The 21,162-nt window shown below is 61.9% G+C and carries 18 protein-coding genes; 12 read left to right on the top strand and 6 right to left on the bottom strand.

What is annotated here, in order from left to right; translation table 11 throughout:
* Window positions 1-13 precede the first annotated feature (13 nt).
* Both treS and glgB read left to right on the top strand, forming a co-directional pair.
* Window positions 14-3,358, top strand: a complete 3,345-nt coding sequence (gene treS, locus J3A65_RS04875; RefSeq protein ID WP_209900037.1) for a maltose alpha-D-glucosyltransferase — start codon at window positions 14-16, stop codon at window positions 3,356-3,358.
* Window positions 3,358-5,565 carry a 1,4-alpha-glucan branching protein GlgB gene (gene glgB, locus J3A65_RS04870; RefSeq protein WP_209903326.1) on the top strand — a complete coding sequence of 736 codons (2,208 nt, stop codon included), beginning with the start codon at window positions 3,358-3,360 and terminating at the stop codon, window positions 5,563-5,565. Before treS ends, glgB begins: the two co-directional genes overlap by 1 nt.
* A 59-nt stretch (window positions 5,566-5,624) precedes the next feature.
* Here glgB and J3A65_RS04865 read toward each other — a convergent pair whose 3' ends face one another.
* Window positions 5,625-6,821: a winged helix-turn-helix domain-containing protein gene (locus tag J3A65_RS04865; protein WP_209900035.1), complete on the bottom strand. Its 1,197-nt coding sequence runs from the start codon at window positions 6,819-6,821 to the stop codon at window positions 5,625-5,627.
* A 109-nt stretch (window positions 6,822-6,930) separates the two neighbouring features.
* Between J3A65_RS04865 and J3A65_RS04860 the strand changes: the two genes are divergently transcribed.
* Genes J3A65_RS04860 through J3A65_RS04850 form a run of 3 tightly spaced genes read left to right on the top strand, consistent with a single transcriptional unit; the run spans window position 6,931 to window position 8,803 of the window.
* On the top strand, window positions 6,931-7,608 hold the full coding sequence (locus tag J3A65_RS04860) for an energy-coupling factor ABC transporter ATP-binding protein (protein ID WP_245341478.1): 678 nt from the start codon (window positions 6,931-6,933) through the stop codon (window positions 7,606-7,608).
* Window positions 7,605-8,210, top strand: coding sequence for a CbiQ family ECF transporter T component (locus J3A65_RS04855; RefSeq protein WP_209900031.1), 606 nt, complete (start codon window positions 7,605-7,607; stop codon window positions 8,208-8,210). The genes J3A65_RS04860 and J3A65_RS04855 overlap by 4 nt, the downstream gene beginning before the upstream one ends.
* A 29-nt stretch (window positions 8,211-8,239) precedes the next feature.
* Window positions 8,240-8,803, top strand: a complete 564-nt coding sequence (locus tag J3A65_RS04850) for a biotin transporter BioY (protein WP_062453649.1) — start codon at window positions 8,240-8,242, stop codon at window positions 8,801-8,803.
* 4 nt (window positions 8,804-8,807) lie between these two features.
* Here the strand turns inward: J3A65_RS04850 and J3A65_RS04845 are convergent, their stop codons facing one another.
* Complete coding sequence (locus J3A65_RS04845) at window positions 8,808-9,206, bottom strand: thioesterase family protein (protein WP_209900029.1); 399 nt, start codon at window positions 9,204-9,206, stop codon at window positions 8,808-8,810.
* A 133-nt stretch (window positions 9,207-9,339) separates the two neighbouring features.
* Here J3A65_RS04845 and J3A65_RS04840 point away from each other — a divergent pair, with 133 nt between their 5' ends.
* From J3A65_RS04840 to dxs, 4 genes are all read left to right on the top strand, one after another.
* The gene (locus J3A65_RS04840) at window positions 9,340-10,272 is read left to right on the top strand and encodes a histone deacetylase family protein (RefSeq protein ID WP_062579411.1); all 933 of its coding nucleotides are present in this window, start codon (window positions 9,340-9,342) and stop codon (window positions 10,270-10,272) included.
* 5 nt (window positions 10,273-10,277) lie between these two features.
* Window positions 10,278-10,544, top strand: a complete 267-nt coding sequence (locus tag J3A65_RS04835; protein ID WP_062454826.1) for an exodeoxyribonuclease VII small subunit — start codon at window positions 10,278-10,280, stop codon at window positions 10,542-10,544.
* A 68-nt stretch (window positions 10,545-10,612) separates the two neighbouring features.
* On the top strand, window positions 10,613-10,924 hold the full coding sequence (locus tag J3A65_RS04830) for a nucleotidyltransferase domain-containing protein (protein ID WP_209900027.1): 312 nt from the start codon (window positions 10,613-10,615) through the stop codon (window positions 10,922-10,924).
* 374 nt (window positions 10,925-11,298) lie between these two features.
* Window positions 11,299-13,218, top strand: a complete 1,920-nt coding sequence (gene dxs / locus J3A65_RS04825) for a 1-deoxy-D-xylulose-5-phosphate synthase (protein WP_062453654.1) — start codon at window positions 11,299-11,301, stop codon at window positions 13,216-13,218.
* Between the two features lie 73 nt (window positions 13,219-13,291).
* On the opposite strand, the gene J3A65_RS04820 is transcribed toward dxs, so the two are convergent.
* A complete protein-coding gene (locus tag J3A65_RS04820) occupies window positions 13,292-14,302 on the bottom strand; it encodes a DUF4424 domain-containing protein (protein ID WP_209900025.1) in 1,011 nt (336 codons plus the stop codon).
* A gap of 132 nt (window positions 14,303-14,434) precedes the next feature.
* Here J3A65_RS04820 and J3A65_RS04815 point away from each other — a divergent pair, with 132 nt between their 5' ends.
* The 3 genes from J3A65_RS04815 (at window position 14,435) to J3A65_RS04805 (ending at window position 18,166) form a co-directional block, all read left to right on the top strand.
* Window positions 14,435-15,184, top strand: coding sequence for a TlyA family RNA methyltransferase (locus tag J3A65_RS04815; protein ID WP_209900022.1), 750 nt, complete (start codon window positions 14,435-14,437; stop codon window positions 15,182-15,184).
* Window positions 15,181-16,428, top strand: a complete 1,248-nt coding sequence (locus tag J3A65_RS04810) for a class I SAM-dependent RNA methyltransferase (RefSeq protein WP_092661441.1) — start codon at window positions 15,181-15,183, stop codon at window positions 16,426-16,428. The genes J3A65_RS04815 and J3A65_RS04810 overlap by 4 nt, the downstream gene beginning before the upstream one ends.
* A gap of 133 nt (window positions 16,429-16,561) precedes the next feature.
* Entirely contained in the window at window positions 16,562-18,166 is a 1,605-nt protein-coding gene (locus tag J3A65_RS04805) for a heme peroxidase family protein (RefSeq protein ID WP_209900020.1), read from the top strand.
* A 17-nt stretch (window positions 18,167-18,183) separates the two neighbouring features.
* Here J3A65_RS04805 and J3A65_RS04800 read toward each other — a convergent pair whose 3' ends face one another.
* From J3A65_RS04800 to J3A65_RS04790, 3 genes are all read right to left on the bottom strand, one after another.
* Window positions 18,184-18,501: a hypothetical protein gene (locus tag J3A65_RS04800; protein ID WP_209900018.1), complete on the bottom strand. Its 318-nt coding sequence runs from the start codon at window positions 18,499-18,501 to the stop codon at window positions 18,184-18,186.
* A 91-nt stretch (window positions 18,502-18,592) separates the two neighbouring features.
* Window positions 18,593-19,348, bottom strand: coding sequence for a crotonase/enoyl-CoA hydratase family protein (locus J3A65_RS04795; protein WP_209903324.1), 756 nt, complete (start codon window positions 19,346-19,348; stop codon window positions 18,593-18,595).
* Window positions 19,349-19,380: 32 nt separating this feature from the next.
* Complete coding sequence (locus J3A65_RS04790; RefSeq protein ID WP_209900016.1) at window positions 19,381-21,162, bottom strand: acyl-CoA dehydrogenase; 1,782 nt, start codon at window positions 21,160-21,162, stop codon at window positions 19,381-19,383.

The raw sequence follows: 21,162 nt of genomic DNA, 5'->3' as shown, positions 1-21,162 counted from the left end.
GGGAGGAGACATCATGGACATCACGAGCGGCCGAAACCAGGGCCAGGACCAGAATCAAGCGATGAACGACGATCCACTATGGTACAAGGATGCAGTTATCTATCAGCTGCATATCAAGTCGTTCTACGACGCCAATGGCGACGGTATCGGCGACTTTCAGGGGCTGCATGAGAAGCTGGATCACGTCGCTTCGCTTGGCGCCAACACGATCTGGCTGCTGCCGTTCTTTCCGTCGCCGCGTCGTGACGATGGATACGATATTGCCGATTATACCAGCGTCAGCCCGGACTATGGCACGGTGGACGAATTCAAGGCGTTCGTGGCTGCCGCCCATGCGCGCAATCTGCGTGTGCTGATCGAGCTCGTCATCAACCACACGTCCGACCAGCATCCGTGGTTCCAGCGGGCACGTCATGCGCCTCCCGGTTCGCCGGAGCGCGATTTCTACGTGTGGTCGGATACGGACCAGAAATTCCCGGAAACGCGGATCATCTTTCTCGATACGGAAAAGTCCAACTGGACATGGGATCCGGTTGCCGGCGCCTATTACTGGCACCGCTTCTATTCGCACCAGCCCGACCTTAACTTCGACAACCCAGCCGTTCTCGAAGAGCTGTTCGAAGTCATGCGTTTCTGGGCCGATACGGGCATCGACGGTTTCCGCCTCGACGCCATCCCGTATCTGATCGAGCGCGAAGGCACGATCAACGAGAACCTGCCGGAAACCCACGACATCCTGAAGAAGATCCGCGCGGCGCTCGACAGCACCCATCCCGGCAAGATGCTGCTGGCGGAAGCCAACCAGTGGCCGGAAGATACGCGCGAATATTTCGGCGATGGCGACGAGTGCAACATGGCGTTCCACTTTCCGCTGATGCCGCGCATGTATATGGCGATCGCCAAGGAAGACCGCTTCCCGATCACCGATATCATGCGCCAGACGCCTGAAATCCCGGACAATTGCCAGTGGGCGATCTTCCTGCGCAACCACGACGAGCTGACGCTCGAGATGGTGACCGACGAAGAGCGCGATTACCTCTGGAACATCTATGCCGCCGACCGGCGCGCCCGCATCAATCTCGGCATTCGTCGCCGTCTTGCGCCGCTGATGGAGCGCGACCGCCGCAGGATCGAGCTGATGAACGGCCTGCTGCTTTCCATGCCCGGAACTCCCGTCATCTACTACGGTGACGAGATCGGCATGGGCGACAACATCTATCTGGGCGACCGCGACGGCGTTCGCACGCCGATGCAGTGGTCTCCGGACCGCAATGGCGGTTTCTCCAAGGCCGATCCGGCGCGCCTCGTGCTGCCGCCGGTCATGGATCCTCAGTACGGCTATGAGGCGGTGAATGTCGAAGCGCAGGGCGCCGACGCACATTCGCTGCTGAACTGGATGCGCCGGATGCTTGCGCTGCGCAACAAGCATGCCGCATTCGGCCGCGGCACGCAGCGTTTCCTGACGCCCGGGAACCGCAAGATCCTTGCCTATCTTCGCGAATACGAGGGTGAGACGATCCTGTGCGTCGCCAACCTTTCACGCCTGCCGCAGGCGGTGGAACTGGATTTGTCGCAGTTTGCCGGCTGGGTGCCGATCGAGATGTCCGGCATGTCGCCGTTCCCGCCGATCGGTCAGCTGACCTATCTGCTGACGCTGCCGCCCTACGGCTTCTTCTGGTTCCAGCTGGTGGAAACTTCCGACGGCCCCATCTGGCGCAAGGAGCCACCGGAGCAGATGCAGGACATGGTGACCATGGTCGTTCGCCGTGACCTGCAGGAGCTCGGCGAAGACTCGCCACTGTCGAAGATGTTTGCCAAGGATATCCTGCCGCCATACCTCTCGAAACGCCGCTGGTTCGGCTCCAAGGGCTCGATCCTCAATTCGGCGCGGCTTGCCAACGTGACGCCGATCGCATTTGCCAACAACATCCTGCTCGGCGAGCTAGAGGTCGATGTTGCCGGCAAGTTGGATACCTATCTCCTGCCGCTCGCCATCGCCTGGGATGAAGCCCAGCCTTCGGCGCTTGCCCAGCAGCTGGCGCTTGCGCGCATCCGTCAGGGTCGCCGTGTCGGCTTCCTGACCGACGGCTTTGCGATGGAAGGGCTGGCGCGCGGCGTGATCCGCGGACTGTCCGAACGGGCCGTGATCTCGGGCGTTTCAGGCGCCCTTGAATTCGTCGGCACCGACACTCTCGACCAGCTCAACTTCAACGACGACATGCCTGTGACCTGGCTTTCGGCCGAACAGTCGAACAGCTCGCTGATCATCGGTGATCTCGCCATGGTAAAGCTGATCCGTCACATCTTCCCGGGTATCCACCCGGAAGTGGAGATGACGCGTTATCTCACCAATGTCGGCTACCAGAATACGGGACAGCTGCTCGGCGAAGTCGCCCGCACCTCGCCGGAGGGCAACCGCTACACGATGATCATCGTGCAGCGCGCGATCCGCAATCAGGGCGATGCCTGGAACTGGATGCTCGGCAACCTGCGCCGCGCAATCGACGAGATTGTGGTGACCGGGCTCGAGGGCGAAGGGATCGACGAGCACTTCAAGCCGCTCGTCAATCTTTCGGCCACCATCGGAACACGGCTTGGTGAGCTGCATGTCGCACTGGCCCAGCCGACCGATGACGAGGCATTCAGCCCGATCTGGGCTGGCGACGCCGATATCTCGAGATGGCGCGCGGGCGTAACGGCTCAGATCGACCAGAGCCTGACCATGCTCGAACTGAACAGCGAGGGACTGGAAGGTCGCGCCGCAGAAGACGCACGCATGATCCTCAGCCGTCGCGAAGACCTGTTCGGCCTTGTCGAGACGCTGTCCGGCTTTGCCATTTCGACGCTGATGACCCGTACCCACGGCGACTTCCACCTCGGCCAGATCCTGGTGGCAGAAGGCGACGCCTATATCATCGACTTCGAGGGCGAACCAGCCCGCGATCTCGAGGAACGTCGTGCAAAGTCCAACCCGCTGCGCGATGTGGCCGGCCTCTTGCGGTCGCTGAGCTATCTCGCAGCCTCGGCCGATCTCGATCGGGAGGTCGTCAGCGAAGTGGACGACGCCCGTCATCCGGAGCTCGTCAGCCGCTTCATCGACAAGGCGGAACCGGCATTCCTGCAGGCCTATTTCGATGCTGTGGAAAAGTCCGACTCGCTCAACATCCCGCACGAGAAGCGGTCGAAAATACTTGACCTCTTCCTGCTGGAAAAGGCCGCCTACGAGATCGCCTACGAAGTGCGCAGCCGGCCGAAGTGGCTGCCCCTGCCGCTCGCAGGTTTTGCGACCATCGCGGCGCGACTTCTCGACACCGACAGCAATTCCACCCCTGATGCACCCAAGGGAGAGACAGAGTGATGCGATACGAGCGCACGGACCTCATCATCGGAACCGTTGAGGAGGGCCTCCAGGCCCTCGTCGACGGCCGTCATGGCGATCCCTTTTCCATTCTCGGCCGCCATCAGTACGGCGACCTCACCGTGGTGCGGGTGCTGCTTCCCGGGGCGCTTTCGGTTGAGGTCGTCGAGCGCGATACGGCCAAGGTCGTCGCGGAGCTGGACAGCATCCACCCCGGCGGTCTGTTTGCCGGCGTGACCAATTCGACTGCGCCCTATTTCCTGCGCATCGAATGGCCGGAAGCAATCCAGGAAACCGAGGATTCCTATTCCTTTCCGCCACTGCTCGGCGATCTCGATCTGCACCTGATCGGCCAGGGCACCCATTACGATCTCGGCCGTACACTGGGCGCGATCCCGATGGAAGTGGATGGGGTTTCCGGCGTGCGTTTTGCCGTCTGGGCACCGAATGCCACGCGCCTTTCGGTCGTGGGCGACTTCAACGCCTGGGACGGTCGCCGGCATCCGATGCGGCTGCGGCCGCAGGCCGGCGTCTGGGAACTGTTTGTTCCTCGACTGACCCATGGCGAGCGCTACAAGTTCGAAATTCTCGACGCTCACGGCAATATGCTGGCGCAGAAGGCCGACCCGATCGCACGTGCCTCGGAAGCAGCACCTTCGACGGCCTCCGTGATCGCTTCGTCCAAACCGTTCCGCTGGACCGATGGCGACTGGATGGCGGCGCAGGCCAAGGACCGCGCCCGCGAAGGCGCGATGTCCGTCTACGAGGTGCATCTCGGCTCCTGGGTGCGGATTGCCGAGGAAGGCAACCGTACGCTCGACTGGGTGGAGCTCAGCCAGCGCCTCGTGCCCTACGTCAAGAAGCTCGGCTTTACCCATATCGAGATGCTGCCGATCATGGAGCATCCGTTCGGTGGTTCATGGGGCTACCAGCCGCTCGGTCTGTTTGCGCCGACCGGACGCTACGGCACGCCCGAAGACTTCGCCTATTTCATCGATCGCTGCCATGCTGCCGGTATCGGCGTCATCCTCGACTGGGTGCCAGCGCATTTCCCGACCGACGTCTGGGGTCTGGCGCAGTTCGACGGCACGGCGCTCTACGAGCATGCCGATCCGCGCGAAGGGTTCCACAAGGACTGGAACACGCTGATCTACAATCTCGGTCGCAACGAGGTGAAGGGTTTTCTGATCGCGTCTGCGCTGGAATGGCTTGATCATTTCCATATCGATGCGCTGCGCGTCGATGCCGTCGCCTCCATGCTCTACCGCGACTACAGCCGCGATCAGGGCGAGTGGATCCCCAACAAATTCGGCGGCCGGGAAAATCTCGAATCCGTGGAATTCTTCAAGCACCTGAACAGCATCATCCATGAGCGCTGCCCGCATGCCTTCACGGTGGCCGAGGAATCGACCGCCTGGCCGGGTGTGACCGAAAGCGTCGAGCAGGGTGGACTGGGCTTCGACTTCAAGTGGAACATGGGCTGGATGCACGACACGCTCCATTACATGGAGGAAGATCCGGTCTATCGCAAATACCAGCACGGAAGCCTGACCTTCGGCATGGTCTATGCCTATTCCGAACGCTTCATGCTGCCGCTGTCCCATGACGAAGTGGTGCACGGCAAGGGCTCGCTGTTTGGCAAGATGCCGGGCGACCACTGGCAGAAGATGGCCAATCTGCGGGCCTATTACGGTTTCATGTGGGGCCATCCCGGCAAGAAGCTGATGTTCATGGGTGGCGAAGTCGCTCAGGTGACCGAGTGGAACCACGACGCGTCCGTTGTCTGGGATCTGCTGGACAGCCCCGATCATGCGGGCATGCAGCGCCTGATCGCCGATCTCAACGCGATCTATTCGGCCGAGCCGGCGCTTCAGTATGGCGATCTCCATCCTGAAGGCTTCGAATGGGCCGTGTCCGACGATGCGGAAAACTCCGTCACCGCGATGCTGCGTCTGTCGCAGGATCGGCAGTCGGCAATCATCGTCGCTTCCAACATGACGCCGGTGCCGCGGCATGGCTACCGGATCGGCGTGCCGTTCGAGGGACGCTGGGAAGTGGTGCTGAATACCGATGCCGCGATCTACGGCGGCACGAATTTCGGCCAGACCGAAGCCTGGACGGAAAACCAGTCGGCGCATGGCAAGACAGCGTCCGTCGCTCTCGACATCCCGCCACTGGCGACGGTGTATCTGCGGTGGCGGGGTTAAGTCCCCGGCATCGCCCGGAATTAGCGCTTCTAAGAGATGAGCCGGATGGCGGCGGAGACCTAACCCTCTCCCCGCCATCCGTCGCGATAGACGACCTTGTCCACGCCGGCAAACCGCCCCACCCGCTGCAACTCGGCATTGAGCTTCTCCAGCCTGCCCGCGGATGCCCGAACACCCTTTTCCAGCCACAGCCGCCTGACATCCAGCACACCCGTTTTGCGCTCCGCCTTCATGTCGATGCGACCGATCATGCGGTCGCCTTCCAGAAGCGGAAAGACGTAATAGCCGTATTGCCGCTTCGGCTCGGGCACAAAGACCTCTATGCGGTAGAAGAAATCGAACAGCCGCACCGCCCGGTCACGGTTGCGCAGTAGCGGATCGAAGGGGCTCAGCACCCTCACCCGTGCCGGCGGTTCTGGAATATCGCCGAGGTTTTGGGGAAAGCCTGAGAACGCGAAGGAAGCGCGCGGGCGGCTGTCGTCGGCGGTTTCGATCAGGACTTCGACGAGTTCATCGCGATGGGCTTTCACCCAGTCCCTCGCCTCTTCCGGCGTGACGATATCCCAGAAGGCAGCGAGTTCTCCCGATGTGGCAAAGCCAAGCTTTTCCATCGCGCTGCGGCAGGCCCAGTCGATGAAGTCCTCGTGGCTGACATCCGGTTCGTGATGGTGGGCGGCAATAACGCGCTCGGTCAGATCGTAGATCTTCTGGAAATTCACCCGGCCTGCAATCGAAAGCTTGCCGGTGTGCCAGTAATATTCGAGCGCCGTCTTGTTCGGGTGCCAGTTCCACCAGCCGCCGGACTTGTGATCCTCCATCTTCATGTCGCGCGACATGATCGCGCCGTTTTCCGAAATGTGCCGGAACGTGTCCTCGAAGGCGGAATCGAAACTCTCGCCATGCCATTTGCGCCAGCGCTCGGCGAGGATCGGTTCGCGGCGGCGGAAGCGGTGCTTCCAGTAGCGGAACAGACGCGCCGGAATGATCGAGGCGTCGTGGGTCCAGTGTTCGAACAGCTCGCCGTCTTTTTCCAAGAGCGACGTCAGGTGTTCGCGCCGATAGGTCTGGTTGCGCGAAAACAGGATCATGTGATGGGCGCGCTCGACGGTCGCGATACTATCCACCTGCACGAAGCCCAGATCGTCGATCAGTTGCAGAAGACCGGCCTTGTTGAGCGCACGGGTCGGCGGTGCGGAAAGCTGCTGCCGTTCGATGAAAATCCGTCTTGCCCGGGCATTGTCGATCAGAATCGCCATGGCAACGAGACTAGGGCGACAGGGGACCGGATGCAATGTTCACTTTTCATTCCGCCTTCCCGCTCTGCTCCCGCCGCGATATAGACCGTTCAGCAACCGAGGACCGGCATTGGACATCCATTTCGACAAGGCCGAAGCTCGCTTCGAGGGGCGTGTCACGCTGCATCCGCTGACGGTGCGGCTGACCGAGCGCCGCATCGGCGTGATCGGCCTTAACGGCTCCGGCAAGACGACGTTTGCGCGGATGATCAATGGACTTGTCTCTCCCGCGAGCGGCAATGTCGTCGTCAACGGCTTCGATACGAAGGCCGACACCGACCGCGCCCGCGCGCAGGTTGGTTTCATCTTCCAGAACCCGCAGAACCAGATCATCCTGCCGATCCTGAAGGAAGACATCGCGCTTGGCCTGACGTCGCGCAAGCTTTCGAAAGCCGAGATCGAGGCCCGAACGACGGCGATCCTCAAGCGCTTCGGCATCGGACATCTTGCCGACCGTCGCTCGCACGAGCTTTCCGGCGGCGAGTTGCAGCTTGCGGCCTTTGCCTCGGTTCTGGTGACGGAACCGGACATTTTGATCATGGACGAGCCGACCAACCAGCTGGACCTGAAGAACCGCAACCTGGTGGCCCGGACGATCAGCGAGCTCCCCGAAAACGTCATCGTGCTCACCCACGATCTCGATCTCATCGCGGGCTTCGAGCGGGTTCTGTTGTTTGACAACGGCCGGCTTGCCGGCGACGGAAACGCTGCCGAGATCATCGCCCATTACCGCGAGCTTGCCGCATGAAGACGCTTTACGTTGATGGTAGCGGCTTTCTGCACCGGCTTTCGGCCCGCGCGAAGCTTGTGCTACTGGCTGCCGCAAGCCTTGCTCTGTTCCTCATCCAGTCGTCGTTAGTGCTTGGCGTCGGTGCGGTCGCCAGCGGCCTGCTTTTCGGTTCGCTGCGAATCGGATGGCGGCAAACATGGCTGCGGCTGCGGGTTCTTTTCCTCACCATCGCAGCCGTTGCGGTGTTCACGCTGGTTTTCAACAGCCCTGTGGAAGCCGTCAGCGTGTTTTTCCGGCTCTCGGCACTGGCGCTTCTTGCGTCTGTGGTGACGGCCACGACTACTACCGGCGATTTTATTACGGAAGTGACATTTGCGGCTTTGCCGCTTGAAAAGCTCGGGCTTGTAAAAGCTGCGGATATCGGCCTGTCGATCGGCCTTGTCCTTCGCTTCATTCCGGAAATCCTGCTGCGTCACCAGGCCATCCGCGATGCCCATATCGCGCGAGGGTTGCGCCCTCGAACCCTCTCCATCATCGTCCCGCTGATCATCCTCACATTAAAGAATGCCGACGAGATTGCCAGCGCAATTGACGCCCGGGCAATCCGTGCGCAGAAGTGATACAGATTCAGTCGTCAAGGAATAGCTATTTGCCTACTCGTGATCTCGTTCTGGCCGCCCTGTTTGCCGCTATCATCATCGTGCTGGGACTGGTGCCGCCGGTCATGCTCGGTTTCATTCCCGTCCCCATCACGGCGCAATCGCTCGGCGTGATGCTGGCCGGCGTCGTGCTCGGCGCCAAGCGCGGCACGATCGCGGTCCTCCTGGTCCTGGTGCTTGCAGCGATCGGTCTGCCGGTTCTGTCCGGCGGCCGCGGCGGCCTTGCCGTCTTCATGGCGCCGACGACCGGTTATCTGATCGGCTGGGTGTTTGCCGCGATGGTAACCGGATATCTGTCGCAGATCATGGTGGGTCGCGACCAGGCGGGGCTGGTGCAGGGCGTGAACTTCTTTATCGCAGCCCTGATGGGCGGCGTGATCGTGCTTTACGGGATCGGCATCACCTATCTGGCGCTGATCACCGGCATGGGCTTCGTCAAAGCGTTTCTCGGCTCGCTCGCTTTCATTCCGGGCGACGTCCTGAAGGCTGTGATTGCGGCGCTCGCCGGTCGGGCCGTGATGGCAGGCTATCCGCTGCTGCCGCAGCGCGCGTAAGCAGTCAGTCGAGGAACTGATACAGCCAGTCGCGCAGGTCTTCGGGCAGCGCGGCCGGCGTCCGGGTTTCCGGATCGCATGCGGACCAGACGATTTCGGCTTCGGCCACCTCATCGCTGCCGCGCGTGAAGCGGACGATAAAGCCTGCGGACTTGCCGCCGATCTTGCTCACTCCGACATGGGTATGGATGAGATCGCCGAGCTTCAGCGGCATATGATAGATGCAGGAGATCTTGCCGACCGCGAAGAACGGGTCATCCGTTGCCGGCTTGCGGCGGTGCCAGAATTCCGTGACCGCCTGTTCCGCAAGGCCGATATAGGCAGCGCGAAACATTTCGCCGTTAAGATCCACATCGCGATAGGCAACGCGAAAATCATGGGTCTTGCCGATATCCTTCGCCATTCCTGCCCGCACTCCAAAAAACGCCTAATGCGCCTACTTCACGGCAAATCCAGTGAAGAGCAAGGGGTATGCGCTTGAAAACATCGCCGTTCTGCGCCATGTCCGAGCTCAACATACCTCACGAGGCCGCCCAATGACCACGCGCCTTTACGAAAACTCCATATTTCTCGAGCATGCGACGCCGGAAGGCCATCCTGAACGGGCAGACCGGCTGCGTTCGCTCAACATCGCGCTCGAACACCCCAATTTCGACAAGCTCGACCGCAAACAGGCACCACAGGCCAACGAAGACACGGTGCTTCTGGCGCATCCGGAAGAACACCTGCGTTGGGTGATGCGCAAGATCCCCGAGGAAGACACGATCCTGCAGATCGAGGCCGATACGCATGTGGGGCCGAAGAGCCTGCAGGCGGCGCTGACCGGCATCGGCGGCGCGATCGCGGCCGTCGACGACGTGATGACCGGCAAGGTGGACAACGCATTCGTTGCCTCGCGTCCGCCGGGACATCACGCGGAAAAGACCAAGGCGATGGGCTTTTGCCTGTTCAACAACATCGCCATCGCCGCCCGCCATGCGCAGCAGACCTATGGCGTCGAACGTGTCGCGATCGTCGACTGGGACGTGCATCACGGCAACGGCACGCAGGACATCTTCTGGGACGATCCGTCCGTTTTGTTTTGCTCGACGCACCAGATGCCGCTTTATCCCGGCACAGGCGCCAGAGACGAGACGGGCACGAAGAACACGATCGTCAACGCGCCGCTTTCGGCCAATGACGGCAGCGACCATTTTCGCGATGCCTTCAAGAGCCGCGTCCTGCCGGCGCTCGAAAACTTCCGCCCGGATCTTGTGCTGATCTCGGCAGGCTTCGATGCGCATCACCGCGATCCGCTGGCGCAGATCAATCTGGTCGGCGACGATTTCGACTGGGCGACCGGCCGGTTGATGGAAATTGCGGGGAAATACGCCGGCAACCGGGTCGTCAGCCTACTCGAGGGTGGCTATGATCTGGAAGGGCTGGCGGAATCGGCCGGCCTGCATATCTGCAGACTGATGAGAGGATGAAGGACATGACCGAAGCCCCAGGCGAGCCGAACGCTCCGATCGACGTCACTGGTTATTCCTTCGAAAAGGCCGTTGCCGAGCTGGAAAGCATCGTTGCTCGGCTGGAACGCGGCGACGTGGCGCTCGACGAATCCATCGCCATCTACGAGCGCGGCGAAGCGTTGAAGAAGCATTGCGAAAAACTGCTGAACGCCGCCGAAAGCCGGATCGAAAAGATCCGCCTCGACCGCAGCGGCAAGCCGCAGGGCGTGGAGCCGCTCGACGGCGAGTGAGGCCTTCACTCGCATGAAGCCCTGAGTTGCATCTCGACTGAAATCCCGACCTGCGCTATAGTCTCCCCATGGACAAGGACCAGGTCATCGCCAAGCTTCGCGAGCACGAGGCCGAACTGCGCGCCGCAGGCGCGGAGCGGATGTCGATCTTCGGCTCGGTGGCGCGTGGCGAGGCGACGGACGAGTCAGATCTTGATGTTCTGGTGACGTTTTCAGAGCCGGTCATACAGTCTGGCTGGCGGTATTTTACGGCCGTCGAAGAGCTACGTGCCCTGATCGTTGGCATTACTGGTGTAAGGAGCGTTGACATAGTTCCCGAACCGTTGCGCCGGAAACGTTTTAGCCGGAGCGTGGAGAGGGATAGGGCGATTGCCTACTAAGCGTCCTCTGATCCGTTTCCGAGACATTGTCGAGAACGGTCAATCCATTCTCGAATATACACACGGTATGGATTTCGACGCGTACTCTGTCAGCAAGATTACACGGGATGCGTCTGAGCGATGATGCATCTGCCTGCGATGCGGTCGAAAAGCTGATCATTCCTTACTCCTCCGACATCGTACCGGATGACGACGCGGAGTTCGTGCCGTTGGCGACCCCCTCTCTTCCCCTTCGCCCTTCCCCCTTGCCCGGCCGATGAAATCGATTAGAACCGGGGTAGGTTGTCTCCGTGGACAACTTGAAAAAGCCGGTTTCATCCTCATGTTGGGATGATAGTTGCTTTTAAGAACAAAAGAAGAGAAAGCCAGCCTCCGTGACACCCCTGCCCGAGACGCCGCTGCTCGACACCGTCAAGCTTCCCGCCGACCTTCGCAAGATCGATGACCGCGACCTGCCGAAGCTTGCCCGCGAATTGCGTGACGAGATGATCGACGCCGTCTCCAGGACCGGCGGACATCTGGGCGCTGGCCTTGGCGTCACGGAACTGACGATCGCCATCCACAAGGTGTTCAACACGCCCGACGATCGGCTGATCTTCGATGTGGGACACCAGTGCTATCCCCACAAGATCCTCACCGGTCGCCGCGACCGCATCCGCACGCTGCGCCAGGAGGACGGTCTTTCGGGCTTCACGCGCCGGGCTGAAAGCGAATACGATCCGTTCGGTGCAGCGCATTCCTCGACCTCGATTTCGGCCGGCCTCGGCATGGCAGTGGGTTCGGATCTCGCCGGTTCGAAGCGCAATGTAATCGCCGTGATCGGTGACGGCGCGATGTCTGCCGGCATGGCCTATGAAGCGATGAACAATGCGGGTGCGCTCGACGCGCGTCTGATCGTCATCCTCAACGACAACGACATGTCGATCGCGCCGCCGACCGGCGCCATGAGCGCCTATCTCGCTCGCCTTGCTTCCGGCCGCACCTATATGGGCATGCGCGAAGTGGGCAAGAAGCTGACCGGCTATCTCGGCAAGAACATCGACCGGGCGATCACCCGTGCCGTCGAACACGCCCGCGGTTATGTGACCGGCGGTACGATGTTTGAGGAAATGGGTTTCTATCACATCGGCCCGATCGACGGTCATTCCTTCGAGCATCTTCTGCCGGTGCTGCGCAATGTGCGCGACAATGCCAAGGGTCCGGTTCTGATCCATGTCGTGACGCAGAAGGGCAAGGGTTATCCGCCTGCCGAAGCTGCGGCCGACAAGTATCACGGCGTCAACAAGTTCGACGTCATCACCGGCGCGCAGGCCAAGGCCAAGCCAAATGCGCCGTCCTATACCAGCGTGTTCGGCGACGCCCTCGTTCAGGAAGCCGGTTTTGACGACAAGATCGTCGGCGTGACGGCCGCGATGCCGAACGGTACGGGGCTGGACAAGCTGCAGCTTGCCTTCCCCAACCGCACATTCGATGTGGGCATTGCCGAACAGCATGCCGTTACCTTTGCGGCAGGCCTTGCGACGGAAGGCTTCAAGCCGTTCTGCGCGCTCTATTCCACCTTCCTGCAGCGCGGTTACGACCAGGTTGTCCACGACGTGGCGATCCAGGGTCTGCCGGTGCGTTTTCCGATCGACCGCGCCGGTTTCGTCGGTGCTGACGGGCCGACCCACGCCGGTTCGTTCGACACGACATTCCTCGCCACGCTTCCCGGAATGGTCGTGATGGCCGCAAGCGACGAGGCTGAGCTGAAGCATATGGTGCGCACCGCCGCAGCTTACGACGAAGGCCCGATCTCGTTCCGCTATCCGCGCGGCGAAGGCGTCGGCATCGAGCTGCCGGAACGCGGCCAGATCCTGGAAATCGGCAAGGGCCGCGTCGTCAAGCAGGGTTCGAAAGTGGCGCTTCTGTCGTTCGGCACACGGCTCAAGGACTGTCTCCTGGCGTCGGAGGATCTCGATGCCGCCGGTCTGTCGACAACGGTGGCCGATGCCAGGTTTGCCAAGCCCCTCGACCACGACCTGATCCGCCAGCTTGCCCGCCATCATGAAGTGCTTGTCACCATCGAGGAAGGCGCCGTCGGCGGCTTCGGCAGCCATGTGCTGCAGTTCCTCAGCACCGAAGGCCTGCTCGATCACGGTGTGAAGGTTCGCTCGCTTGTCCTGCCCGATGTGTGGATGGAGCAGGCAAGCCCCGACGTGATGTACGCCAAAGCCGGCCTCGACCGCGCCGGCATCGTCAAGACGGTGTTCAATGCGCTGGGCAAGACCCAGGTCGGGGTTGGCGCTGCGGGGTAAGTCCGACGATCACATCCCCGGTCCGTATCGAGACAGGACGCGCTAGAAATGTTCGTCCTGGAGAGTTCGTTCGTTATTCTCCCGCCGTCAGAAACAGCACGTGCAGGTCCTTCTCCGGCGTGAAATCCTCGGCGGTCATCTCGAAGGTTGTCGGGCCGGTTTTCTTGATGTTGGCGGCGCAGAGGCTGACGTAGTCACGGGCGTTGCCCTTGTCGATTGTCAGGCGGAACTTGCCGATGGGGCCGGACCAGTTGGCGCCGGTGGTCAGCACATAGGACAGCCATTGCTCGGCATAATGCGGGCCGCCCTTGGTGGCTGCGACTTGAAGCTTTGCGGCTGTCTTCATGAAGCTGTCGTCGATGCAGTAGCGTTCGACGTAGCGGGCGTGCTCATAGGCCGGCTTGCCGTTTTCGATGAAGGTCATGGCCACCGTGCCGCCGACGCTCGGTTTGTAGCGGTGGCTGACCTTGACCGGCTTTTGCGCGGGGAACGTCGTCTTCCACCAATAGGCGGAGCGGAGCGTCCATGCCGGCGTGATGTCCTCCTGCCAGCCTTTTCCGGCATCGTAGCGATCTATCCGGACCAAGCCCTTGGCAATGAAGTCGGCCTTGACGTCATCGGGCAGGGTCTTGAGGGCCTCGGTGGTTCTGTCGCTATAGGGCAGAAGCGGTACCTTTTGGGCGACGAGGTCTTCGGTGCGGTCAATGCCGGTGGCAATGATGCGTTGCTGGAGCTGCGGCTTGATCTCGCGGCCGTCCTGCAGGACCGTGAAGCCGAGGAAGTTGTCGGCTTCCGGATCGCCATAGGCGATGTCGCTCTCAGCGCCGCCTGTAATATCAGGCATCGGAAAGGCGATGACGCTTTCGACATCCTTTTCGGTGTCGTTCCTGAAGACGTAGTCGACCCGAACTTCCTGGCGGGAAAGATGAAGATGCTCTTCGGCCATGGTGATATCGGCGGTCTGGACATAGACGAGGCCGCCGGTCGTCAGTTCCGCCGTCGTATCATTGGCAAAAAGCGGCGGTGCAGCCAAAAGCAGGCCGGCCGTCAGCGTGGCCCCGAAGGCGATTGTCCAGCGTCTCATCCATTCCCCTCCCGGCTTGAGCGGCAACAATAGGCAGAAGAAGCGAACTATAAAAGGCCGGCGGAGGCTTGTCCGGCAGGTCGAAACGCGTTTTTGTCTTGCGTGCGGGGCTCGCCCGCGTCATGGGAAGGCATGTCATCCATTCAACAAAGACTTGACCAGCTTCTGGTCACCCTCAACCTCGTCGACAGCCGCTCGCGCGCGCGCGACGCGATTGCCCGCGGCACCGTCAAGGTCGACGGTCGCATCATTACCAAATCCGGACAGATCGTGTCCTCGACCGCGCAGATCGAGATGGACGATCCGGCGAGCGCCTATGTGTCGCGCGCGGCGCTGAAACTGGTTGCCGCACTCGATCACTTCAAGCTCGATCCGACCGGTTGCGAATGTCTCGATGTGGGCGCCTCGACAGGCGGCTTTACCGAAATCCTGCTCGCCCGCGGCGCAGCACATGTGACGGCACTCGATGTCGGCCATGCGCAGATGCATCCGCGGATTGCCGATAATCCACGCGTCAGCAATATCGAGGGGGTCAACGCCCGCTATCTCGAGGCTGACGATATCGACGACCGGCCGATCGATTTCGTCGTTTCGGACGTGTCCTTCATCTCAATCAAGCTGGCCCTGCCGCCGGCGCTGGAACTGGCGCTGCCGGGCAGCTATTGCGCGCTGCTGGTCAAGCCGCAGTTCGAGGCCGGCCGCGACGCGATCGGCAAGCGGGGCCTCCTGAAGGAACCGGACACGGCACCGGCGGTGGCGGCTGAGCTGGAACGCTGGCTGGTGGAAGACATGGGCTGGGAAAGCCTTGGCCTGATCCCCTCGCCGATTGCCGGCGGTGATGGCAACGAGGAGTTTCTCCTGGCAGGACGGAAGCCGGAATGAGCACGGTTCACGTCACCATCAACCGTCTTGGCGCACAGGGCGACGGTGTCGCCAACGGCGAGGACGGGCCGGTCTATGTTCCCTATGCTCTTCCGGGCGAAACGCTGGCGATCGCCCGCAATGGCGACCACGGCACGGTCATGTCGACGGGCAACCTTTCGCCGGACCGGATCGAACCGGTCTGTCGCCACTTCGGACCCGATGGCGATGCCTGCGGCGGCTGTTCGCTGCAGCATCTCGCCAAGGCGCCGTATAATGACTTCAAGCGCCAGCTCGTCATCGACGCGCTGAAATCCAAGGGCCTGACGCCCGACGTCAAGGAGACGGTCGAGTGTCATCCGGGCGAACGGCGGCGCACGGTGTTTTCCGCGCGCAAGACGGAGAAGGAGCTTCTGCTGGGCTACAACCGGGCAGAAACGAACCATATCATCTCCATCGTCGAATGTCCGATCGCCGCGCCCGGCATCGTGGCGCGGCTTGATGCGATCCGCGCGATCGGCATGGCGCTGGCAACCGGCTCGGAGACGTTCCGCATTTCGGTGCTCGAAAGCCTCTCCGGTCTCGATATCGCGGCCGAGGGGTTGAAGCCGCTTTCGGACAAGCAGCGCCGCAAGGTGACCGAGACGGTTCTGGCGCTGAAGGGCATCGCCCGTGTTTCGGCCAATGGCGAAATCGTGCTGGAGCCGCAAAAGCCGGTGATCGATTTCGGTGGCGTCAAAGTTTCTCCTCCGCCCGGTAGCTTCACGCAGGCGACGAAAGAGGCAGAGGAAGCCATGGCGACGCTGGTGCATGGCCATATGGGCAAGGCCAAGCGGGTGCTGGACCTGTTTGCCGGCTCGGGCACATTTGCGCTGCGACTGGCGAGAACGGCACGCGTGCACGCGGTGGAAAGCGACGACAAGGCGCTGAAGGCGCTGGACCACGCGGCCCGCAACAGCCAGGGGCTGAAGCCCGTCAGCATCGAGAAGCGCGATCTCTTCCGCCGGCCGCTGATCCCGATGGACCTGAAGCACTTTGATGCCGTCGTCTTCGACCCGCCGCGGGCGGGTGCCGAAGTGCAGGTCAAGGAACTGGCGCGCTCGAACATCAAGACGATTGCTGCGGTCAGCTGCAATCCCCTGACGCTCGCACGCGACCTGAGGATCCTGGTCGATGCGGGATACCGGATTGTCTCGGTCACCCCGGTTGACCAGTTTCTCTGGTCGCCGCATGTCGAAGCCGTCGCGCTGCTCAGCAAAGTTTGACGCTAGTCTTGACAGAACGCAATTCGGTTGTGCAACCTTGGTTTACAACCTAGCCTTAGAGGCGTAGCTTTCCCGTGTCGCATCCAAGGCGGCAAATGACTTGCCGCCAGTGCGATCTCCAAGGGGGGAAAGCATGGCACAGATCGCAATGCATGGGCATGGCGTGCGCGGCATGAAGCCGGAAACGCTGCATTCTTTCGACGGCATCGGTGATCCCGGGAAATTCGGGATCATGTTTCCCAATCTCTTACCGTTTTCGGCAAGCGACGATGCGCTTGCCGCCCTGGCCAAGTCTATGGCGGATAAACTGCTCGACGACGGCAACCCGGAACCGGGCAAGGACAACCCGAACATTCCGGCCGGCTACACCTATCTTGGCCAGTTCATCGACCATGATATCACGCTCGACACGACGCCTCTCGACCAGCAGCATGCCGACCCGAAGGCGACCACCAACTTCCGGACACCGGCGCTCGATCTCGATTCGCTCTACGGCGATGGGCCGGGTATCCATCCCTATCTTTACCAACGCGACGTCGAAACGCTGCAAACTTCCGGCAAACTGTTGATCGGACGGGCAGCGGCGTCATCGGATCAGCAAGGCGCTGCGATCCCCGATCTTCCCAACGACCTTCCACGCAACCAGGAGGGCCACGCGCTCATCTTCGACGAACGCAACGATGAGAACCTGCTGGTGGCACAGACGCATCTGCTGATGCTGAAGTTTCACAACAAGGTGTTCGACAAGGTCGCATCGGAAAGGCCTGACCTCAAGGGCACCGCGCTCTTCAAAGAGGCTCGGCGGATCGTCACCTGGCACTACCAGTGGATTGTGCTGTTCGATTTCGTCGAACGTCTGACCGAGCCCGGCTTGATCCAGAAGATCAAGAAGGAGGGTCGGCGGTTCTACCGGTTCAAGCAGCGGCCCTATATGCCCGCCGAATTCGGCGCCGCGTGCTACCGGCTCGGCCATTCGATGGTGCGGGAAAGCTATAGCCACAACCGGGTGTTCAACCCTACAGCCGATAGTCTTGCGAACGCGACGCTCGACCTTCTGTTCCTGTTCACCGGAAAGTCCGGGAACATTACCGGCGAGCTCGCCAACGACCCGGGCGTCGGGTTTGCCGCGCTCCCGTCGAACTGGGTGGTCGACTGGCGGCGGTTCTACGATCTGGATACGCCCGAAGGCGAGAAGGAGACCAATTTCGCCATCAACCACAGCCGGCGACTGGACCCTTTCATCACACCCGCCCTGCACACCCTGCCCGGCGGACCTGGTGATGGCTCGGTTGCATCGCGGGAATTCGACCTTGCCTTCCGCAACCTGCGTCGCGGCGTACAGATCGGACTTCCCTCCGGGCAAGCAATCTGTCGCGCCATGGGTCTTCAGCCACTGACGCCCGAGAAGATTGCCACGGGTCCCGACGGCAAGGCGGCCAAGCAGCACAAGATGCTCGAGGAAACACCGCTGTGGTATTACGTTCTCAAGGAAGCGGAGGTCTTCAACAAGGGAAGACGGCTCGGGCCGATGGCATCCACCATCATCGCCGAGACATTCCTCGGCATGGTGCATGGCGACCACGAGTCGTTCCTGTGGCTGCGCTCCGACTGGAAGCCGGAACTGCCGAGCGACACGCCCGGCCACTTTACGATGGCCGATCTCGTCAAGTTCGTCGGTGACGTCAATCCTCTCGGTGCGGCTGTGCCGCAACCCGCAGAAGAGAAGGTCGACGGCTGACGGCTGGAGGACATACTCTAGTCGTCGAGATCGAGCCTGCCGGTGCCTGTGACGCCGGAGCAGCGGCAGGTACCGCCGACCCGGCCCTCACCGGCCCGGCAGACATAGGGACGGTTGCGGTCGTCGCTCTGGCGCGGCTGCACCACGCATACATAGCGCTGACGGCGTCGGTCGCGCCGGTCCGTCTGCTCGGAAAGACTCTGCTGGCTCTGTATCAGGGTGATCGGCGCGTTCGCTGCATTGGCGGACGCGGCAAATGCCGGCCCAGCAGCGGCGGGCAGGCAGGAGAGGCCAAGAGTTGCAAGAGAAAGCAGGCCGGTCAGGGCTGTACGCATGATGTCCTCTCGTTTGAGGAGTATCTAGCCACGCTTGCGTTGCGAATGAAGGCGCAGCGCGGCGTGGATGGAACTTTGATGCAACTCAGCGTTAACGTCGCATGAAGGCCTCGAAAGCGGCGCGAGCTTCGGCGCTTTTCAGCCGGGCGGAGAAATGCGTCAGTTCCTCGTCCATCCGGGCGAGCACGTCGTCGCGGGGGCCTCGCACCAGATCGCGGGCGATCTTCAGCGCCTGCGGTGGCTTCGCCGACAGTTTTGCAGCGAGCGCCAGCGTTTCCGGCTCGACGGCCTGCGGCTCGACCACTTTCCACACAAGGCCCGCCTCGCGCGCGGCATCGGCGGAAAAGCCCTCGCCGGCAACAAGCATCGCGAAGGCGCGCTGGTGGCCCATAACCCTTGGCGCCAGAAGGCTGGAGGCTGCTTCGGGCACAAGGGCCAGATCGACGAAGGGTGTTTTGAACAGACTGCGGGACGAGGCGATGGTCAGGTCGCAATGCAGGTTGAGCGTGGTGCCGATACCGATCGCCAGACCATCGACGCCTGATACCATCGGCTTTTCGGCAAGCGCCAGCGCGCGGATAAAGAGGGCTGCGGCCGGCGGTTCATCCGAGCCCGAGACCGCATGCGCCAGAAAATCCGCCATGTCGTTGCCGGCGGAAAAGCAGCCTTCGGTGCCGAGAAAGGCGACCGCGCGGATCGTGTCGTCGCTATTGGCATTTTCAAGCGCCGCCGTCATGCGGTGATACATGGACGAGGTGATCGCGTTCTTCTTTTCCGGGCGGTTGAAGCGGATCACCAGCACGCCCTCGCAGTCGGCGGGGCGTTCGATCAGGACGTGGTTGTCGATTGATGGAGTGGCGTCGCTCACGGCATTCCTCCTCAGGCAAGCACGATGCGTGCGGCTTCCAGGCTCTCGGCACCGGCGATGACGCGGTCCTTCAAGGCTGCGGTCTCCGACAGCATGTTTTCGGCCGCAAACCGGCAGAGCGATACGCGCTTGTCACCCGAGCCATCTTCGGATGCGACGAGCGCGCCCTTGGCGAGATAGGCTCCGGTCAGAACAAGGCCGAACAGACGCTGGTAGGGCGTGGCACCCGCAAGGGCTTGCGCCACGCGGCCAGCGGCCTGCGCCTCCAGCAGCCAGTCGGTCGAGGCTTGCAGGTCGTCGATCGATGCGTTCAGCCGTTCCGCCGTGCTGCCGAAGCCGGGGGCGTTGAGGCTTTCCACTCTCTGCGCGATATCGCGCAGTTCACCGATGAAGGTTCGCACCTGCGCGCCCTGTGAGAGCGGCAGTTTGCGCAGCACGAGATCGATCGCCTGGATGCCGTTGGTGCCCTCGTAAATCGGGGCGATGCGGGCGTCGCGCAGATAGCGTGCGGCGCCGGTTTCCTCGATATAGCCCATGCCGCCATGCACCTGGATGCCGAGCGAGGCGACATCGACGCCGCAATCGGTGGCGAAGGATTTGGCGATCGGCGTCAGGAGTGCGGCGCGCTCGACCCAATGGGTGGCCTGATCGCCTTCGAGGTGATGCGACATGTCGATTGCGTGGGCGCAGGCAAAGCAGATGGCGCGCGACCCTTGCGTCAAAGCCTTCATGGTCAAAAGGGTGCGGATGATATCGGGGTGCTCGATGATCGGGCTCATCTGCGGACCGGTCGAACCCGGAGCCCTGCCCTGGGTTCGGTCAGACGCATAGGCGACCGCCTTCTGGGTCGCGGCTTCGGCGATCGCGACACCCTGCATGCCGACGGCGAGACGGGCGTTGTTCATCATCGTGAACATGCAGGCGAGGCCCTGGTTTTCTTCGCCGATGAGATAGCCGATCGCGCCGGTGCCATCGCCGAACTTGCCGTCGCCATAGATCATCGTGCAGGTGGGCGAACCGTGGATACCGAGCTTGTGCTCGATCGAATGACAGATCACGTCGTTGCGCTCACCGAGCGAGCCATCCTCGCCGACCAGGAACTTCGGCACCAGAAACAGTGAAATGCCGCGGGTGCCGGCAGGCGCATCGGGGAGACGTGCGAGGACAAGGTGGATGATATTGTCGGCGGCGTCGTGTTCGCCCCAGGTGATATAGATCTTCTGCCCGAAAACACGGTAACTGCCATCGGCGTGGCGTTCGGCGCGGCTCTTCAGCGCGCCGACATCGGAACCCGCATGCGGCTCCGTCAGGTTCATCGTGCCGGTCCATTCGCCCGAAACCATCTTTTCCAGATAGATAGCTTTCAGATCGTCGCTGCCATGGGCAACCAGCGCCTCGATCGCACCCATCGTGAGCGTCGGCGCGAGCGCGAAGGCCATCGAGGCGGAATTCCACATTTCCAGTGTTGCGACATTGAGCATATGCGGCAATGCCTGACCGCCAAACGCTTCCGGTGCCGTCAGGCCGTTCCAGCCGCCTTCGCGCCAGTGGCGATAAAGCTGCGGCCAGCCATCCGGCGTCTTCACCACGCCGTCCTCAAGCCGCGCGCCCTGGCGATCACCGATATCGCCCAGCGGTGCCATTTCGTCGCTGGCAAAGCGACCGGCTTCCGCCAGGATGGCATCGACCAGATCGGGGGAGAGGTCGCCGAAGCGGCCGATTTCCAGCGCGTCTGAGAGACCCGCCACATGGTTCAAGGTGAAGGCAATCTCCTCCACGGGTGCCTTGTACAT

Source organism: Rhizobium sp. PvP014 (assembly GCF_017876855.1).
GTDB lineage: Bacteria > Pseudomonadota > Alphaproteobacteria > Rhizobiales > Rhizobiaceae > Neorhizobium > Neorhizobium soli.
The sequence above is the reverse complement of the archived record's forward strand: the minus strand, read 5'-3'. Positions and strand labels throughout refer to the sequence as shown.

Excerpts from the sequence above, each read along its gene's own strand:
- J3A65_RS04855 (WP_209900031.1), top strand. The coding sequence starts at position 7,605 with ATGAAGACGCTTTACGTTGATGGTAGCGGCTTTCTGCACCGGCTTTCG.
- J3A65_RS04815 (WP_209900022.1), top strand. The coding sequence starts at position 14,435 with ATGTCATCCATTCAACAAAGACTTGACCAGCTTCTGGTCACCCTCAAC.
- glgB (WP_209903326.1), top strand. The coding sequence starts at position 3,358 with ATGCGATACGAGCGCACGGACCTCATCATCGGAACCGTTGAGGAGGGC.
- J3A65_RS04820 (WP_209900025.1), bottom strand. The coding sequence starts at position 14,302 with ATGAGACGCTGGACAATCGCCTTCGGGGCCACGCTGACGGCCGGCCTG.
- J3A65_RS04800 (WP_209900018.1), bottom strand. The coding sequence starts at position 18,501 with ATGCGTACAGCCCTGACCGGCCTGCTTTCTCTTGCAACTCTTGGCCTC.
- J3A65_RS04790 (WP_209900016.1), bottom strand. The coding sequence starts at position 21,162 with ATGTACAAGGCACCCGTGGAGGAGATTGCCTTCACCTTGAACCATGTG.
- treS (WP_209900037.1), top strand. The coding sequence starts at position 14 with ATGGACATCACGAGCGGCCGAAACCAGGGCCAGGACCAGAATCAAGCG.
- J3A65_RS04805 (WP_209900020.1), top strand. The coding sequence starts at position 16,562 with ATGGCACAGATCGCAATGCATGGGCATGGCGTGCGCGGCATGAAGCCG.
- J3A65_RS04835 (WP_062454826.1), top strand. The coding sequence starts at position 10,278 with ATGACCGAAGCCCCAGGCGAGCCGAACGCTCCGATCGACGTCACTGGT.
- J3A65_RS04865 (WP_209900035.1), bottom strand. The coding sequence starts at position 6,821 with ATGGCGATTCTGATCGACAATGCCCGGGCAAGACGGATTTTCATCGAA.
- J3A65_RS04845 (WP_209900029.1), bottom strand. The coding sequence starts at position 9,206 with ATGGCGAAGGATATCGGCAAGACCCATGATTTTCGCGTTGCCTATCGC.
- J3A65_RS04840 (WP_062579411.1), top strand. The coding sequence starts at position 9,340 with ATGACCACGCGCCTTTACGAAAACTCCATATTTCTCGAGCATGCGACG.
- J3A65_RS04830 (WP_209900027.1), top strand. The coding sequence starts at position 10,613 with ATGGACAAGGACCAGGTCATCGCCAAGCTTCGCGAGCACGAGGCCGAA.
- J3A65_RS04810 (WP_092661441.1), top strand. The coding sequence starts at position 15,181 with ATGAGCACGGTTCACGTCACCATCAACCGTCTTGGCGCACAGGGCGAC.